This is a genomic window from Pseudomonas sp. YA1 (genome assembly GCF_058680555.1).
On record NZ_JBZWBG010000003.1, the window covers coordinates 145,036 to 160,089 of the forward strand.

Below are 15,054 nucleotides of genomic sequence, written 5' to 3' on the forward strand. Positions count from 1 at the left end.
AGTGGTCGCGGCTCATGTTTCAAGGCTTTGGTTTCGAGTCGTTAGCGGGTTGGAAATTTTCGTATTTCCGCTGAAACGCCTCTGTAGGACGGCCTGACGTCCGTTCAAAGTGTTTGCAGGCGAGGGGGAAATGCAGGTTGGCAATCATCCGCAGGCCAGGCCGCTTATGGCGGCTTCCCGACTATAGCAGCAATGATTAAGTGCTTCAATTGAATGAAAAATTGTTATGATGTACGGATGACTACTCCCGCCTCTCCGACCACCGGTGTCCAGCTGCTCGATGTGCCGCCGGAACTGGCTGGTCAACGTATCGACAATTTCCTTATCGCCCGTCTCAAGGGGGCGCCCAAGACCCTGATCTATCGCATCCTGCGTAAGGGCGAAGTGCGCGTGAACAAGGGGCGGATCAAGCCCGACTATCGGCTCCAGGCTGGAGACCAGGTGCGCGTGCCGCCGCTGCGCCTGGCCGAGCGTGATGAGCCGGCGCCGCTGGCGCAGGGGCTGCTGGAGCGGATGGAGGCGGCGATCGTCTACGAGGACAAGGCGCTGATCGTGATCAACAAGCCCGCCGGGATCGCCGTGCATGGCGGCAGCGGCGTGAGCGCCGGGGTCATCGAGGTGTTTCGCCAGTTGCGCCCCGATGCCAAGGATATCGAATTGGTGCATCGTCTCGATCGCGATACCTCCGGTCTGCTGATGATCGCCAAGAAGCGCAGCATGTTGCGTCACCTGCATGAGGCCCTGCGGGGCGAGAAGATCGTCGACAAGCGCTATCACGCCCTGGTCCGTGGTCACTGGCCGGCTGGCAAGAAGAACGTGCGCGCGCCGCTGCTGAAGAACAACCTGCGTTCGGGCGAGCGGATGGTCGAGGTGAACGTCGAGGGCAAGGACGCGCTGACCGAGTTCCGGGTGCTGCGCCGCTTCGGCGATTTCGCCACCCTGGTGGAAGCGCGCCCGATCACCGGGCGGACCCACCAGATCCGCGTGCATGCCAAGCACGCCGGGCATGCCATCGCCGGCGACCCGAAGTATGGCGACGAGGATTTCTCCCGCGAGATCCGCGAGCTGGGCGGCAAGCGCCTGTTCCTGCATGCCGCGCAGTTGCGCGTGCCGCTGCCTGACGGGCAGGTGCTGGAGCTGGAGGCGCCGGTGGACGAGATGTGGCAGCGTTCGCTGGAGCGTTTGAATGACTGATTACGCGTTGCTGGTATTCGATTGGGACGGCACCCTGGTCGACTCGATCGCGCGCATCGTCGATTCGATGAAGGCGGCGGCGCGGGAAACCGCTCTGCCGGAGCGGGACGATACCCGGATCAAGGGCATCATCGGCCTCGGCTTGCCCGAGGCGATCGCTTCGCTCTATCCGGAGGTTGGCGATCCTGCTCTGGTCGAGCGTTTCCGGCGTGCCTACAGCGAGCATTACCTGGCGCAGGAGGCGCAGCCGTCGCGGTTGTTCCCCGGCGTGGCCGAAGCCATGGTGCATTTTCGCGAGGCCGGGTTCCGCCTGGCGGTCGCCACCGGCAAGAGTCGGCGCGGCCTGGACCGGGTGCTGGCAGGGCATGGCTGGAGCGATTTCTTCGATATCACCCGCTGCGCCGACGAAACGGCGAGCAAGCCGGACCCGTTGATGCTCCACGAGATACTGGCGCACTGCCGGGTCGAGCCGGGGCGGGCGCTGATGATCGGTGATTCGCCGTTCGACCTGGAAATGGCGCGACGGGCGGGGATGGATTCGGTTGCGGTGGCCTATGGCGCCCAATCGCTGGAGCAGTTGCGGCCTTATGCGCCGCGGCTGGAAGTTGAGCATTTCACCGAGTTGCGCGCCTGGTTGGGCGGTGCTCGACGTGAGGCGGTTTCAGGAGTGGTTGAACATGTCTGACGAGTGGAAGTCGGAAACGCCGAAGGCGAATGACGACAAGAGCTGGAAGCTGCTGGAGAAGGCGGTTCTCGCCGGGGTCCAGGAGCAGCGGCGGGCGCGGCGCTGGGGGATATTCTTCAAGTCGCTGACCTTCATCTATCTCTTTGTCGTGCTGCTGGCCTTCAGTCCGTTCGGCAGCCTGGAGAAATCGGCCTCGCGCAGCGGTAGCCACACGGCACTGATCGAGGTGAAGGGCATGATCGCCGACGATGAACCGGCCAGCGCCGACAATATCGTCACGGCCCTGCGCGCGGCGTTCAAGGATGAGGGGACCAAGGGGATCGTCCTGCGGATCAACAGTCCGGGCGGCAGTCCGGTGCAGTCGGGCTATATCTATGACGAGATTCGTCGCCTGCGCGGCGAGCACCCGAACGTCAAGGTCTATGCGGTGATCAGCGACCTGGGTGCCTCCGGCGCCTACTACATCGCCAGCGCCGCCGACCAGATCTACGCCGACAAGGCCAGTTTGGTCGGTTCCATCGGCGTGACGGCGGCCAGCTTCGGTTTCGTCGGCACCATGGAGAAGCTCGGTGTCGAGCGACGCGTCTATACCTCCGGCGAGCACAAGTCGTTCCTCGATCCTTTCCAGCCGCAAAAGCCCGAGGAGACCCAGTTCTGGCAGCAGGTGCTGGATACTACCCACAAGCAGTTCATCGACAGCGTGAAAAAAGGGCGCGGCGACCGGCTCAAGGTCGAGGGGCATCCGGAGCTGTTCTCGGGTCTGGTCTGGTCCGGCGAACAGGCATTGCAGCTCGGTTTGATCGACGGTCTGGGCAATGCCAGCTATGTGGCGCGCGAAGTGGTGAAGGAGAAGAAGATCGAGGATTACACCGTGCAGGAGTCGCCGTTCGATCGCTTCGCCAAGAAGTTCGGTGCCAGTGTGGCGGAGCGCCTCGCGCTGTGGATGGGCTGGCAGGGCCCGGTATTGCGCTGAGAGCGTTTCCCTTCCTTATATAAAGAAGCCCGGCCGAAGCCGGGCTTCTTTATATGGGAATGCCGGATATGGGAATGCCGGCTCAGGGGATTTCGACGCCTTCCTCGAGGAGCATGTCGACCAGGCGGATCAGGGGCAGCCCCACCAGGCTGGTGGCGTCCTCTCCTTCGGTGGCGCGGAACAGGCTGACGCCCAGGCCTTCCGCCTTGAAGCTGCCGGCGCAGTCCAGCGGGCGTTCCGCTTCGACGTAGCGGCGGATGCGGCTCTCGTCGAGGTGGCGGAAGTGCACGGTGAACGGCACGCATGCCACCTGGATGCGCCGGCTGGCGCTGTTGAGGAGGGCCAGTCCGGTGAGGAAGGTCACGCTCTTGCCGCTGGCGTCCCGTAGCTGCTGGATGGCGCGTTCGGGGGTGTGCGGCTTGCCGAGGATGTCGCCGTCGAGTACGGCGACCTGGTCGGAGCCGATCACCAGGTGTTGCGGATAGCGTCCGGCCAGCGCTTCGGCCTTGCTGGCGGAAAGGCGGCGCACCAGTTCCTCGGCACTTTCCCCAGGGCGATGGCTTTCGTCGATATCGGGGCTGGCGCTTTCGAAGGGAAGGCGTAGGCGGGTCAGGAGTTCGCGTCGGTAGGGGGAGCTGGAGGCGAGGATCAGGTCGGGCATGAGGTTCTCCATGGCGAGCGGCCGATTTTAACGAAAAGACTCGTCCTTACAGCGGTTTATGGCTAATTTCCTTTGACAGGCGCGGGGGCGTCCCTATAATGGCGCGCTTATGTTGAATGGGCCGATTCCACCTCATATCGATCCGCGCAAGTTGGTCGACCGCGGCGCCACCCTCGAGGGTGTGTACGCGCTCGCCGATATGCCGCGTGTATGCGAGCAACTGACCAGCGATGCCGGTGAGGTGCGCGTGAAGGTTTCCTTCGAGCGCGACCACCAGAAGCTGGCGGTCATGCATATGCAGCTCGATACCGAGGTGAGCATGGTATGCCAACGCTGCCTGGATGCGGCGGCCATTCCCGTGCATGGCGAATATACCTACGCCATTCTTCGGGAAGGTCAGTCCGCCGACGGTCTGCCGAAGGGGTACGATGCGCTGGAAGTGGGGGAGGAACCCCTGGACCTGCTGGCGCTGGTCGAGGACGAGCTGTTGCTCGCCTTACCCATCGTTCCGGCCCATGACCCCGAAGTATGTCAGCACCCGGCTGGATTCGTCGTCGAAGACGAGCCGGAGTCGAGCGAAGTCGAGGACAAGCGTCCTAATCCGTTCAGCGTACTGGCACAGTTGAAGCGTGACCCAAACGTTTAGGAGTTAATCAATCATGGCTGTTCAGCAGAACAAAAAGTCTCGTTCCGCTCGTGACATGCGTCGTTCCCACGATGCGCTCGAGTCCAATGCTCTGTCCGTGGAAAAGAGCACCGGTGAAGTCCACCTGCGCCACCACGTATCCCCGGACGGCTTCTATCGCGGCCGTAAGGTAGTAGACAAGGGCTCCGACGAGTAATCCTTGTCCGCACCAATCATCGCGATTGATGCAATGGGTGGGGACTTCGGTCCCCACTGCGTTGTTCCGGCCTCTATTGCCTTCCTGGCCGAGAATTCCTCTTCGCAACTGATCCTCGTCGGTCAGCCTGCCCTCCTCGAAGAACTCCTTTCCCGCTATCCGTCGCTCGACCGGCAGCGCCTGCGCGTGCATGCGGCCAGCGAAGTGATAGGTTCAGACGAACGTCCCTCCCAGGCCTTGCGTGGCAAGCCGGACGCTTCCATGCGCGTGGCGCTGGAGCTGGTCCGCGACGGCCGGGCGCACGCGTGCGTCAGCGCCGGCAATACCGGGGCGTTGATGGCGCTGTCGCGGCACCTGCTGAAGACCCTGCCCGGTATCGACCGCCCTGCGATGGTGACGGCGGTTCCGACCGAGAAGGGGCATTGTCATCTGCTCGACCTCGGCGCCAACGTGGATTGCAGTGCCGAGCATCTCTACCAGTTCGCGGTGATGGGCGCGGTGGCGGCAGAGGCCTTGGGCTGCGTCTCGCCCCGGGTCGCCCTGCTCAACGTGGGGACCGAGGAGATCAAGGGCAACCAGCAGGTCAAGCTGGCGGCGAGCCTGTTGCAGAAGGCCCAGGGGTTGAATTTCAGCGGATATATAGAGGGCGATGGCCTGTATCGCGGCGAGGCCGACGTGGTGGTCTGCGACGGTTTCGTCGGCAACATCCTGCTGAAGGCCAGCGAAGGCCTGGCTGCCATGGTGTCGGCGCGGATCGAACAGCGCTTCCGCGATGGACTGGCGGCGAAGCTGGTCGGTGCGCTGGCGTTGCCGCTGCTGCGCCGGCTGCGCGGCGATATCGCTCCGGCACGCTATAACGGCGCCAGTTTCCTCGGATTGCAGGGGATAGTGGTGAAAAGCCATGGGTCTGCCGCCGAGGAGGGTTTCCAGAGCGCCTTGCGTCGCGCGGCACTGGAAGTCCGGGAAAACCTGCCGCAACGATTGCATGGCCGTCTCGAGCATCTGCTGCTCTAATGTGTGACCGGGCGGTCCAGGCAGCCATCCAACACTCAGTTTCCTGCGCCAGTCGCGGCTGGCGCGTTATCTCTGACGAGCAAAAGACCACAAGGGACCTATTCAATGTCTGCATCCCTCGCATTCGTCTTCCCCGGCCAGGGTTCGCAATCCCTCGGCATGCTGGCCGAGCTGGGCGCCCAGCAGGCGCTGGTGCGCGATACCTTCGCCGAGGCCTCCGAGGCGCTCGGTTACGACCTTTGGGCGCTGGTCCAGAATGGACCTGAAGAGCGCCTGAACCAGACCGACAAGACCCAGCCGGCCATCCTCACGGTTTCGATCGCGCTCTGGCGCCTCTGGCTGGCCGAGGGCGGCGCGCGCCCGGCGTTCGTCGCCGGGCACAGCCTGGGCGAATATTCCGCGCTGGTCGCGGCCGAAAGCCTGGCGTTCGCCGATGCGGTTAAGCTGGTCGAGCGTAGGGGCCAACTGATGCAGCAGGCGGTTCCGGCGGGGCAGGGCGGCATGGCCGCGATCCTTGGCCTGGAAGACGCCGATGTATTGGCGGCCTGTGCCGAGGCGGCCCAGGGCGAGGTGGTCAGCGCGGTCAACTTCAACGCGCCGGGGCAGGTAGTGATCGCCGGTGCCGCGGCTGCCGTGGAGCGCGCCATCGAGGCGTGCAAGGCGCGCGGCGCCAAGCGCGCGGTGGCGCTGCCGGTCAGCGTGCCGTCGCATTGCGAGCTGATGCGTCCGGCCGCCGAGCAGTTCGCCGCCTCGGTCGAAAGCCTGCAGTGGCAGGCGCCGAAGATTGCGCTGGTGCAGAACGTCAGCGCCGCCGTGCCGGCTGATCTCGATACGCTGCGCCGCGACCTGCTGGCACAGCTGTACAGCCCGGTTCGCTGGGTGGAGAGCATCCAGCTGCTGGCGGAAAAGGGCGTCACCGAGCTGGTCGAGTGCGGGCCGGGCAAGGTCCTGGCAGGCCTCAACAGGCGCTGTGCGAAGGGCATCAATACCCATGGCCTGGATGGTGTCGAGGCGTTCGCCGCCACGCGCGCCGCCCTGGCCTGAGAGAGAGTGAAAGGAGAGAATCCCATGAGTCTGCAAGGTAAGGTCGCATTGGTAACCGGCGCCAGCCGTGGCATCGGCCAGGCGATTGCGCTGGAACTGGGGCGCCTGGGTGCCGTGGTCATCGGCACCGCGACCAGCGCGTCCGGCGCCGAGAAGATCGCCGAAACCCTCAAGGCCAATGGCGTCGAGGGTGCGGGCCTGGTCCTGGACGTTTCCAGCGACGAATCCGTAGCCGCGACCCTGGAGCACATCCAGCAGCATCTCGGCCAACCGCTGATCGTGGTCAATAACGCCGGCATCACCCGCGATAATCTGCTGGTGCGCATGAAAGACGACGAGTGGTTCGATGTGGTCAACACCAACCTGAACAGTCTCTACCGTCTGTCGAAAGCCGTTCTGCGCGGTATGACCAAGGCCCGCTGGGGGCGCATCATCAACATCGGTTCCGTGGTCGGCGCCATGGGCAATGCCGGGCAAACCAACTATGCCGCGGCGAAGGCCGGCCTGGAGGGCTTCACCCGTGCGCTGGCCCGGGAAGTCGGTTCGCGTGCCATTACCGTGAATGCGGTGGCGCCGGGCTTCATCGACACCGACATGACCCGCGAGCTGCCGGAAGCCCAGCGCGAAGCGCTGCTGGGCCAGATTCCGCTGGGTCGCCTGGGGCAGGCGGAAGAGATCGCCAAGGTGGTCGGCTTCCTCGCTTCGGACGGCGCAGCCTATGTGACCGGGGCCACCGTGCCGGTCAATGGTGGGATGTACATGAGCTGAATGTGACGTTACCTTTCTCGGGTCTGTCATAAGCGCTGTCTAGAATTCGTTGCGGAATTGCAGCCGGGTTATTAGATAGAATTATCGAAGTGGCCGTGGGAAGGTGAGGCGTTCAGCTTGAAAAGCAGAAAACCCTTTCTATACACTTACCCGCAGCCCAGCTGCTCGGATTTTCCATAGGAGTGAAAACAAGGTATGAGCACCATCGAAGAACGCGTTAAGAAGATCGTCGCTGAACAACTCGGCGTGAAGGAAGAAGAAGTCACCAACAGCGCTTCCTTCGTCGAAGACCTGGGCGCCGACTCCCTTGACACCGTCGAGCTGGTGATGGCTCTGGAAGAGGAATTCGAGACCGAAATCCCTGACGAGAAAGCTGAAAAGATCACCACCGTTCAGGAAGCCATCGACTACATCGTTGCTCACCAGCAATAAGTAGTCGTCGGATTTTCCGACGTGGAAAAGCCGCACAGCCTGTAAGGGCGTGCGGCTTTTCTTTAGCGCCTTACCTACTCTGGTAATCTGTCGGCGCAACCCCGTGAAATGAGAAAGAGGAAGTCGTAGTGTCGCGTAGACGCGTCGTCATTACTGGCATGGGCATGCTGTCGCCGCTGGGCCTGGATGTCCCGAGCAGTTGGGAAGGTATTCTCGCCGGTCGCAGCGGGATCGCCCCGATCGAGCATATGGACCTGTCCGCCTATTCCACCCGCTTCGGTGGTTCGGTCAAGGGTTTCAATGTCGAGGAATACCTGTCCGCCAAGGAAGCCCGCAAGCTCGACCTGTTCATCCAGTACGGTCTCGCCGCCAGCTTCCAGGCCGTTCGCGATTCCGGCCTGGAGGTCACCGACGCCAATCGTGAGCGTATCGGCGTATCCATGGGTTCCGGTATCGGCGGCCTGACCAATATCGAGAACAACTGCCGATCCCTGTTCGAGCAGGGGCCGCGGCGCATCTCGCCGTTCTTCGTGCCCGGTTCGATCATCAACATGGTTTCCGGCTTCCTGTCGATCCACCTGGGTCTGCAGGGGCCCAACTACGCCCTCACCACCGCCTGCACCACCGGTACCCACAGCATCGGTATGGCTGCTCGCAACATCGCCTATGGCGAGGCCGACGTGATGGTCGCCGGCGGTTCCGAAATGGCTGCCTGCGGTCTCGGCCTGGGCGGTTTCGGCGCGGCTCGCGCGCTCTCCACTCGCAACGACGAGCCGACCCGTGCCAGCCGTCCCTGGGACCGGGATCGCGACGGCTTCGTCCTGTCCGACGGTTCCGGCGCCCTGGTGCTCGAAGAACTGGAGCACGCCCGTGCCCGCGGCGCGCGGATCTATGCCGAGCTGGTTGGCTTCGGCATGAGCGGCGACGCCTTCCACATGACCGCGCCGCCGGAAGACGGTGCCGGTGCCGCCCGTTGCATGAAGAACGCGCTGCGCGATGCCGGTCTGGATCCTCGCCAGGTCGATTACATCAACGCCCATGGCACCTCCACCCCGGCCGGCGACATCGCCGAGATCGCCGCGGTGAAGAGCGTGTTCGGTGAGCATGCCCATGCGCTGTCGATGAGTTCGACCAAGTCGATGACCGGCCACCTGTTGGGTGCCGCCGGTGCGGTGGAGGCGATCTTCAGCGTGCTGGCCCTGCGCGACCAGGTCGCCCCGCCGACCATCAACCTGGACAACCCGGACGAAGGTTGCGACCTCGACCTGGTGGCCCACGAAGCCAAGCCGCGCAAGATCGACGTGGCCCTGTCGAACTCGTTCGGTTTCGGCGGGACCAACGGCACCCTGGTGTTCCGCAGGTTCGCCGACTGATGCTGGACTGGGTCGACGGCCGGCCCGCCGCCGAGCTGTCCGTGCGCGATCGCGGACTGGCCTATGGCGACGGGCTGTTCGAGACCCTGGCGGTGCGCGCCGGCACGCCGCGTCTCCTGGAACGCCACCTGGCGCGCCTGGAAGAGGGGTGTCGACGCCTGGCGATCCCTCTCGACGCCGCAGCGTTGCGCCAGGAGTTGCTGGCGTTCTGCGGGGCGCTGGGCGACGGTGTCGCCAAGCTGATCGTCACCCGCGGCGAGGGTTTGCGTGGCTACGCGCCGCCTGCCGAGGCCTCGCCGCGGCGAATCCTCTCCGGATCGCCGCGTCCGGCCTATCCCGAGCGCCACTGGCAGCAAGGCGTGCGCCTGTTCGCCTGCCGTACGCGCCTGGCCGAGCAGCCCCTGCTGGCCGGCCTCAAGCACCTCAATCGCCTGGAGCAGGTCCTCGCCCGTGCCGAGTGGAGCGACGCCGGGCATGCCGAAGGGCTCATGCTGGACGTGCACGAGCGGGTGGTGGAGGGGGTGTTCAGCAACCTGCTGCTGGTTCTCGACGGCACCCTCGTGGCGCCTGACCTGCGGCGCTGCGGCGTCGCGGGAGTGATGCGCGCGGAATTGCTCGAGCGCGCCGAAGGAATCGGCGTCCCGCTGGCGATACGGGATGTTTCCATGGCTGAACTGGCGACGGCCGACGAGGTCTTTCTGTGCAACAGCCAGTTCGGCATCTGGCCGGTCCGGGCATTGGACGAGCACGTCTGGCCGGTCGGCGAGCTGACCCGTAAACTGCAAGACCAACTTCGCGACGACCTGGATTTCTGACTTTGATGCGCAAACTGCTGGTGCTGCTGGAGAGTGGCCTGTTGTTCGTTGGCCTCTGCGTCGGCCTGGCTGCATGGCAGCAGCAGCGGGCGCTGGAGCAGCCCCTGCAATTGACCGAGGAGCGCCTGCTGGACGTTTCCTCGGGCTCCACGCCGGGCGGCATGCTCGCGCGTCTGGAGCAGGAAGAGGTGCTCCATGGCGCGTTCTGGCTGCGCCTCTACTGGCGTTTCAACCTGCCGGGCCAGGCCCTGCACAGCGGCGAATACCGCCTCTTGCCGGGGATGAAGGGCGCCGACCTGCTGGAACTCTGGCGCGAAGGCGAGGTGGTGCAGTACAGCCTGACCCTGGTCGAGGGCTGGAGTTTCCGCCAGGTGCGCGAAGCGCTCGCCAGGCAGGGCAAGCTGGAGCAGACCCTGGCCGGCCTGAGCGACGGCGAGATCATGCAACGCCTCGGCAAGCCCGACGAAGTGGCCGAAGGGCGCTTCTTCCCCGATACCTACCGCTACACCCGTGGCATGCGCGACATCGACATACTGCGCAAGGCCTACCAGCGCATGCAGACCATCCTCGCCAAGGAATGGGATGGCCGCAGCCAGGACCTGCCTTATCGCGACGCCTACCAGGCGCTGATCATGGCCTCGCTGGTGGAAAAGGAAACCGGCGTGCCGGAAGAGCGTTCGCAGATCGCCGGCGTCTTCGTCCGCCGCCTGCAGCGCGGCATGCTGTTGCAGACCGATCCGACGGTGATCTATGGCATGGGTGAGCGCTACAACGGCAAGATCACCCGCGCCGACCTGCGCGAACCGACCCCTTACAATACCTATGTGGTGCCGGGCATGCCGCCGACCCCGATCGCCCTGGCCGGGCGCGAGGCGATTCGCGCCGCGCTGCATCCGGCCGAGGGTGAGACCCTGTATTTCGTGGCGCGCGGCGATGGCAGCCATGTGTTCTCCAGCAGCCTGGACGAACACAACAAGGCGGTCCGCAAGTATCAGTTGAAGCGTCGCTCGGACTATCGCTCCAGCCCCGCGCCCATCACCCCGCCGCCACAATGAGCGGCGCAGTCAAGATAAGGAGTGCCGTGTGACCGGCCTGTTCGTCACCCTGGAGGGCCCGGAAGGGGCCGGCAAGAGCACCAACCGCGACTACCTGGCCGAGCGTCTGCGCGAGCGCGGCATCGAGGTGCAGTTGACCCGCGAGCCTGGCGGCACGCCTCTCGCCGAGCGCATCCGTGAGCTGCTGCTGGCGCCCAGCGACGAGCCGATGGCCGCCGATACCGAGCTGTTGCTGATGTTCGCCGCGCGGGCCCAGCATATCGCCGGGGTCATCCGTCCGGCACTGGCGCGCGGGGCCGTGGTGCTCTGCGATCGCTTCACCGATGCCACCTATGCCTACCAGGGCGGCGGGCGCGGCTTGCCGGAGGCGCGCATCGCCGCGCTGGAAAGCTTCGTCCAGGGCGACCTGCGGCCCGACCTCACGCTGGTCTTCGACCTGCCGGTGGAAATCGGCCTGGCGCGGGCGGCGGCGCGTGGCCGGCTCGACCGTTTCGAGCAGGAGGACCGACGCTTCTTCGAGGCCGTGCGTCAGACCTACCTGCAGCGCGCTGCGCAGGCCCCGGAGCGTTACCAGGTGCTCGACGCCGGGTTGCCGCTGGCCGAGGTGCAGGCTGGCCTGGATCGGCTGCTGCCGAATCTGCTGGAGCGTCTGAATGGCTGATATCTATCCCTGGCAGCAGGCGCTCTGGAGCCAACTGGGCGGCCGCGCCCAGCACGCCCACGCCTATCTGCTCTACGGTCCCGCCGGGATCGGCAAGCGTGCCCTGGCCGAGCATTGGGCCGCCCAGCTGCTCTGCCAGCGGCCCGCCGCCGCTGGCGCATGCGGCGAGTGCAAGGCCTGCCAGTTGCTGGCCGCCGGTACCCATCCGGACTACTTCGTGCTGGAGCCGGAGGAAGCGGAGAAACCGATCCGGGTCGACCAGGTCCGCGACCTGGTTGGCTTCGTGGTGCAGACCGCGCAACTGGGCGGGCGCAAGGTCGTGTTGCTCGAGCCCGCCGAGGCGATGAACGTGAACGCCGCCAACGCCCTGTTGAAAAGCCTCGAAGAGCCCTCGGGCGATACCGTGCTGCTGCTGATCAGCCACCAGCCCAGCCGCCTGTTGCCGACCATCAAGAGCCGCTGCGTGCAGCAGGCCTGCCCTTTGCCGGGCGCGGCGGCGAGTCTGGAATGGCTGGCGCGGGCCCTGCCCGACGAGCCGGCCGAGGCCCTGGAGGAACTGTTGGCGCTTTCCGGCGGCTCGCCGCTCACCGCCCAGCGCCTGCACGGCCAGGGTGTGCGCGAGCAGCGCGCGCAGGTGGTCGAGGGGGTGAAGAAGCTGCTCAAGCAGCAGATCGCCGCCAGCCAACTGGCCGAAAGCTGGAACAGCGTGCCGCTGCCATTGCTGTTCGACTGGTTCTGCGACTGGACGCTGGGCATCCTGCGCTACCAGTTGACCCGCGACGAGGAGGGGCTGGGGCTGGCCGACATGCGCAAGGTGATCCAGTACCTGGGCGACAAGTCCGGGCAGGCCAAGGTGCTGGCCATGCAGGACTGGCTGCTGCAACAGCGGCAGAAAGTGTTGAACAAGGCCAACCTCAACCGTGTCCTGCTTCTCGAAGCCCTGCTGGTGCAGTGGGCAACCCTGCCCGGGCCGGGCTAGAATCCCGCTGATATTCGACTGGCAGGAACCTGCATGAGTTTGCCACCCAATCTGGGGCCGCGTAACGGCATCCTGTCCTTGACCATCAAGGACAAGTCCGTGCTGTACGCCGCCTACATGCCGTTCATCAGGAACGGCGGGCTGTTCATTCCCACCAACAAGAACTACAAGCTCGGCGACGAGGTCTTCATGCTGCTCAACCTGATGGAAGAGCCGGAGAAGATCCCGGTGGCCGGCAAGGTCGTCTGGATCACCCCGAAGGGCGCCCAGGGCAACCGTGCGGCGGGCATCGGCGTGCAGTTCAACGACGGTGACAACACCGCCCGCAACAAGATCGAAACCTACCTGGCCGGGGCGCTGAAGTCGGACCGGCCGACCCACACGATGTAACGCTAGACAGGATCATGCTGGTCGATTCCCACTGCCACCTCGATCGCCTCGACCTGGCCGCCCATGGCGGCTCGCTCGATGCGGCGCTGGATGCCGCGCGAGCGCGTGGCGTCGGTCAATTCCTCTGCATCGGCGTCAGCGCCGACAATGCCCAGGCGGTGAAGGCCCTGGCCGAGCGCTATGCCGACGTGCACTGTTCGGTCGGCGTGCACCCGCTGGACCTGGAGCCCGGAAGCGCGCCAGCGCTGGACTGGCTGCTGGGCGAACTGGCGCATCCGCGGGTGGTGGCGATCGGCGAGACCGGCCTCGACTACCACTACGAACCGGAAGCCGCCGAGTTGCAGCAGGAGGCGTTTCGCCTGCACCTGGAAGCCGCGCGGATCACCGCCAAACCAGTGATCGTGCACACCCGCGAGGCGCGCGCCGATACGCTGGCGCTGCTGCGCGAGGCGGCGTTGCCGCAGGCCGGCGTGCTGCATTGCTTCACCGAGGACTGGGAGATGGCGCGATCGGCGCTGGACCTGGGCTTCTACATTTCCCTGTCCGGCATCGTCACCTTCCGCAATGCCGATGCCCTGCGCGAGGTGGCTCGCCAGGTACCGGCCGACCGCCTGCTGGTGGAGACCGACTCGCCCTACCTGGCGCCGATTCCCCATCGCGGCAAGCCGAACCTGCCGGAATACGTGCGCGATGTCGCCGAATTCCTCGCGACGTTGCGTGGCGTCAGCCTGGAAACCCTGGCGGAGCAGACTACCGCCAATTTCCATCGGCTGTTTCCGTTGGCCCGCTAGGCCGGCAAACGGATAAAAAAAACCCGGGTTCTGGGGGATGAATCCGGGTCAAGACCATTAGGAGTGGAACAAAGGTACGCATTCCTCGGTACCTTCACTGGCTGGGTACTTGGGGGGAGATACCGCGCGCCAGTACCTTTCAGTATTGGTCATGTTCGTGGGGCGTCCAGACAGGGCTGGCGGTTTTTTAAACAGATTTGGAATACCCTCGCCGTCCTTGAGCACCTAGGTGCCTGCGACCTGGCGCAAGATCGCCAGGGTGTCGTCGATCACCGTCGAACTCGTGTAGAAGTGCGGGGAAAAACGGATACCTCCGCCACGCTGGGCGCAAATGACCCGCTCCTGGCGAAGCGTTTCGAAGAGTGTCCGGCTGTCCTGGCCGTCCAGGCTGAAGGTCAGGATGCCCGCGCGTCGGCTCGGGTTCCGCGGACTGTGCAGGCGTACCCCGGGAATTCCCGACAGACCGTCCTGTAGCCACTGGACGCGCTCGGCGATGTCTCTGCCGACCCGCTCCATGCCGACCTCCTCCAACAGCCCCAGGCTGGCCTCCAGGGCCATCGCGCCGAGCATGTTCGGGCTGCCGCATTCGAAGCGCCGGGCGCTGCGCGCCGGCCGCCAGTCGCGACGCTCGTAATCGAGGGCATGTTCCAGCATGTGCCAGCCATATTCGTGCAGCGCCAGGCGCTCGCGCTGCTCGGGATGGCAATAGAAGACGCCCAGCCCTTCGGGGCCGAGCATCCACTTGTGCCCATCGGCCATGGCGAAGGCACAATCGTAGGCCTGTACGTCGAAGGGCAGGGCGCCGAGCTGCTGGATCGCGTCGATGCAGAACAGCACGCCGCGGCGGCGACATCCCGCGCCGATGCGCTCCAGGTCAAGGCGCAGGCCGCTGGCGTACTGCACCGCGCTGATCGACAGCAGGCGGGTGCGTGGGCCGCAGGCGGCGAGCAGGGCGCCCTCGGGGTCGTCGCCGGCGAGACCGACCTCGACCACTTCGACGCCGCGCGGGCGCAAGGCTTCCCAGACCACTCTATTGGAGGGGAACTCCTCGTTGCCGATGACGACCTGGTCGCCCTCTCGCCAATCCAGGCCGAAGGCTACGAAGGAAAGCGCCTCGGAGGTGTTCTTGACCAGTGCGAGGTCGCTGCCGGCGCGCGCATTGAGCAGTCGGGCAAGGCGCTCACGCAGGCGATGTTCTATCTTCAGCCATTCCGGATAGTCGCTGGCGCCGTGGGCGACGTTCTCCCGGGCGAAGGCGCTCACCGCGTCGGCGGCGCGTCTAGGCCAGGGTGCGACCGCTGCGTGGTTGAGGTAGCGCAGACCGTTGGTCTGGTCGAATTCGTCCTGGTAACAATTCATCGTCGGATGTTCCGTGCA

Annotated in this window: 18 protein-coding genes; 16 read left to right on the top strand and 2 right to left on the bottom strand. The window is 65.1% G+C overall.

From position 1 onward, the window contains the following. Positions 1–237: 237 nt before the first annotated feature. Genes rluC through sppA form a run of 3 tightly spaced genes read left to right on the top strand, consistent with a single transcriptional unit; the run spans position 238 to position 2,852 of the window. Positions 238–1,194, top strand: coding sequence for a 23S rRNA pseudouridine(955/2504/2580) synthase RluC (gene rluC, locus AC4OR5_RS04955; RefSeq protein ID WP_031692636.1), 957 nt, complete (start codon positions 238–240; stop codon positions 1,192–1,194). Then, a complete protein-coding gene (locus AC4OR5_RS04960) occupies positions 1,187–1,879 on the top strand; it encodes an HAD-IA family hydrolase (protein ID WP_003091148.1) in 693 nt (230 codons plus the stop codon). Before rluC ends, AC4OR5_RS04960 begins: the two co-directional genes overlap by 8 nt. Beyond that, complete coding sequence (gene sppA / locus AC4OR5_RS04965) at positions 1,872–2,852, top strand: signal peptide peptidase SppA (RefSeq protein WP_003091146.1); 981 nt, start codon at positions 1,872–1,874, stop codon at positions 2,850–2,852. The genes AC4OR5_RS04960 and sppA overlap by 8 nt, the downstream gene beginning before the upstream one ends. Positions 2,853–2,934: 82 nt before the next feature. Here sppA and AC4OR5_RS04970 read toward each other — a convergent pair whose 3' ends face one another. Next, entirely contained in the window at positions 2,935–3,513 is a 579-nt protein-coding gene (locus AC4OR5_RS04970) for a Maf family protein (RefSeq protein ID WP_003110197.1), read from the bottom strand. Positions 3,514–3,622: 109 nt separating this feature from the next. Here AC4OR5_RS04970 and AC4OR5_RS04975 point away from each other — a divergent pair, with 109 nt between their 5' ends. The 13 genes from AC4OR5_RS04975 to AC4OR5_RS05035 all read left to right on the top strand — a co-directional run bounded on the left by AC4OR5_RS04975 (position 3,623) and on the right by AC4OR5_RS05035 (position 13,677). Further along, complete coding sequence (locus tag AC4OR5_RS04975) at positions 3,623–4,159, top strand: YceD family protein (protein WP_003091144.1); 537 nt, start codon at positions 3,623–3,625, stop codon at positions 4,157–4,159. Between the two features lie 13 nt (positions 4,160–4,172). Beyond that, a complete protein-coding gene (gene rpmF, locus AC4OR5_RS04980; protein ID WP_003091143.1) occupies positions 4,173–4,355 on the top strand; it encodes a 50S ribosomal protein L32 in 183 nt (60 codons plus the stop codon). 3 nt (positions 4,356–4,358) lie between these two features. Beyond that, complete coding sequence (plsX, locus tag AC4OR5_RS04985; protein ID WP_071533934.1) at positions 4,359–5,369, top strand: phosphate acyltransferase PlsX; 1,011 nt, start codon at positions 4,359–4,361, stop codon at positions 5,367–5,369. Positions 5,370–5,474: 105 nt separating this feature from the next. Then, positions 5,475–6,413 (top strand): ACP S-malonyltransferase, encoded by a 939-nt coding sequence (fabD, locus tag AC4OR5_RS04990; RefSeq protein WP_003091139.1) that lies wholly within the window; start codon positions 5,475–5,477, stop codon positions 6,411–6,413. A gap of 24 nt (positions 6,414–6,437) precedes the next feature. After that, positions 6,438–7,181, top strand: coding sequence for a 3-oxoacyl-ACP reductase FabG (fabG, locus tag AC4OR5_RS04995; RefSeq protein ID WP_003091137.1), 744 nt, complete (start codon positions 6,438–6,440; stop codon positions 7,179–7,181). 195 nt (positions 7,182–7,376) lie between these two features. Beyond that, positions 7,377–7,613, top strand: coding sequence for an acyl carrier protein (gene acpP / locus AC4OR5_RS05000; protein ID WP_003091135.1), 237 nt, complete (start codon positions 7,377–7,379; stop codon positions 7,611–7,613). Between the two features lie 128 nt (positions 7,614–7,741). Next, positions 7,742–8,986: a beta-ketoacyl-ACP synthase II gene (gene fabF, locus AC4OR5_RS05005; protein ID WP_003104132.1), complete on the top strand. Its 1,245-nt coding sequence runs from the start codon at positions 7,742–7,744 to the stop codon at positions 8,984–8,986. Next, on the top strand, positions 8,986–9,801 hold the full coding sequence (gene pabC, locus AC4OR5_RS05010) for an aminodeoxychorismate lyase (RefSeq protein WP_031639022.1): 816 nt from the start codon (positions 8,986–8,988) through the stop codon (positions 9,799–9,801). The genes fabF and pabC overlap by 1 nt, the downstream gene beginning before the upstream one ends. Positions 9,802–9,806: 5 nt before the next feature. Beyond that, positions 9,807–10,856, top strand: coding sequence for an endolytic transglycosylase MltG (gene mltG / locus AC4OR5_RS05015; protein WP_058160242.1), 1,050 nt, complete (start codon positions 9,807–9,809; stop codon positions 10,854–10,856). Positions 10,857–10,884: 28 nt separating this feature from the next. After that, positions 10,885–11,517 carry a dTMP kinase gene (tmk, locus tag AC4OR5_RS05020; RefSeq protein WP_003122486.1) on the top strand — a complete coding sequence of 211 codons (633 nt, stop codon included), beginning with the start codon at positions 10,885–10,887 and terminating at the stop codon, positions 11,515–11,517. After that, on the top strand, positions 11,510–12,496 hold the full coding sequence (locus AC4OR5_RS05025; RefSeq protein ID WP_058160223.1) for a DNA polymerase III subunit delta': 987 nt from the start codon (positions 11,510–11,512) through the stop codon (positions 12,494–12,496). The genes tmk and AC4OR5_RS05025 overlap by 8 nt, the downstream gene beginning before the upstream one ends. A gap of 33 nt (positions 12,497–12,529) precedes the next feature. Beyond that, on the top strand, positions 12,530–12,886 hold the full coding sequence (locus AC4OR5_RS05030) for a PilZ domain-containing protein (RefSeq protein WP_003091119.1): 357 nt from the start codon (positions 12,530–12,532) through the stop codon (positions 12,884–12,886). 14 nt (positions 12,887–12,900) lie between these two features. After that, positions 12,901–13,677, top strand: coding sequence for a TatD family hydrolase (locus AC4OR5_RS05035; RefSeq protein ID WP_003091117.1), 777 nt, complete (start codon positions 12,901–12,903; stop codon positions 13,675–13,677). Positions 13,678–13,902: 225 nt separating this feature from the next. Here AC4OR5_RS05035 and AC4OR5_RS05040 read toward each other — a convergent pair whose 3' ends face one another. Continuing rightward, a complete protein-coding gene (locus AC4OR5_RS05040; RefSeq protein ID WP_023106226.1) occupies positions 13,903–15,036 on the bottom strand; it encodes an aminotransferase class V-fold PLP-dependent enzyme in 1,134 nt (377 codons plus the stop codon). Positions 15,037–15,054: the final 18 nt, after the last annotated feature.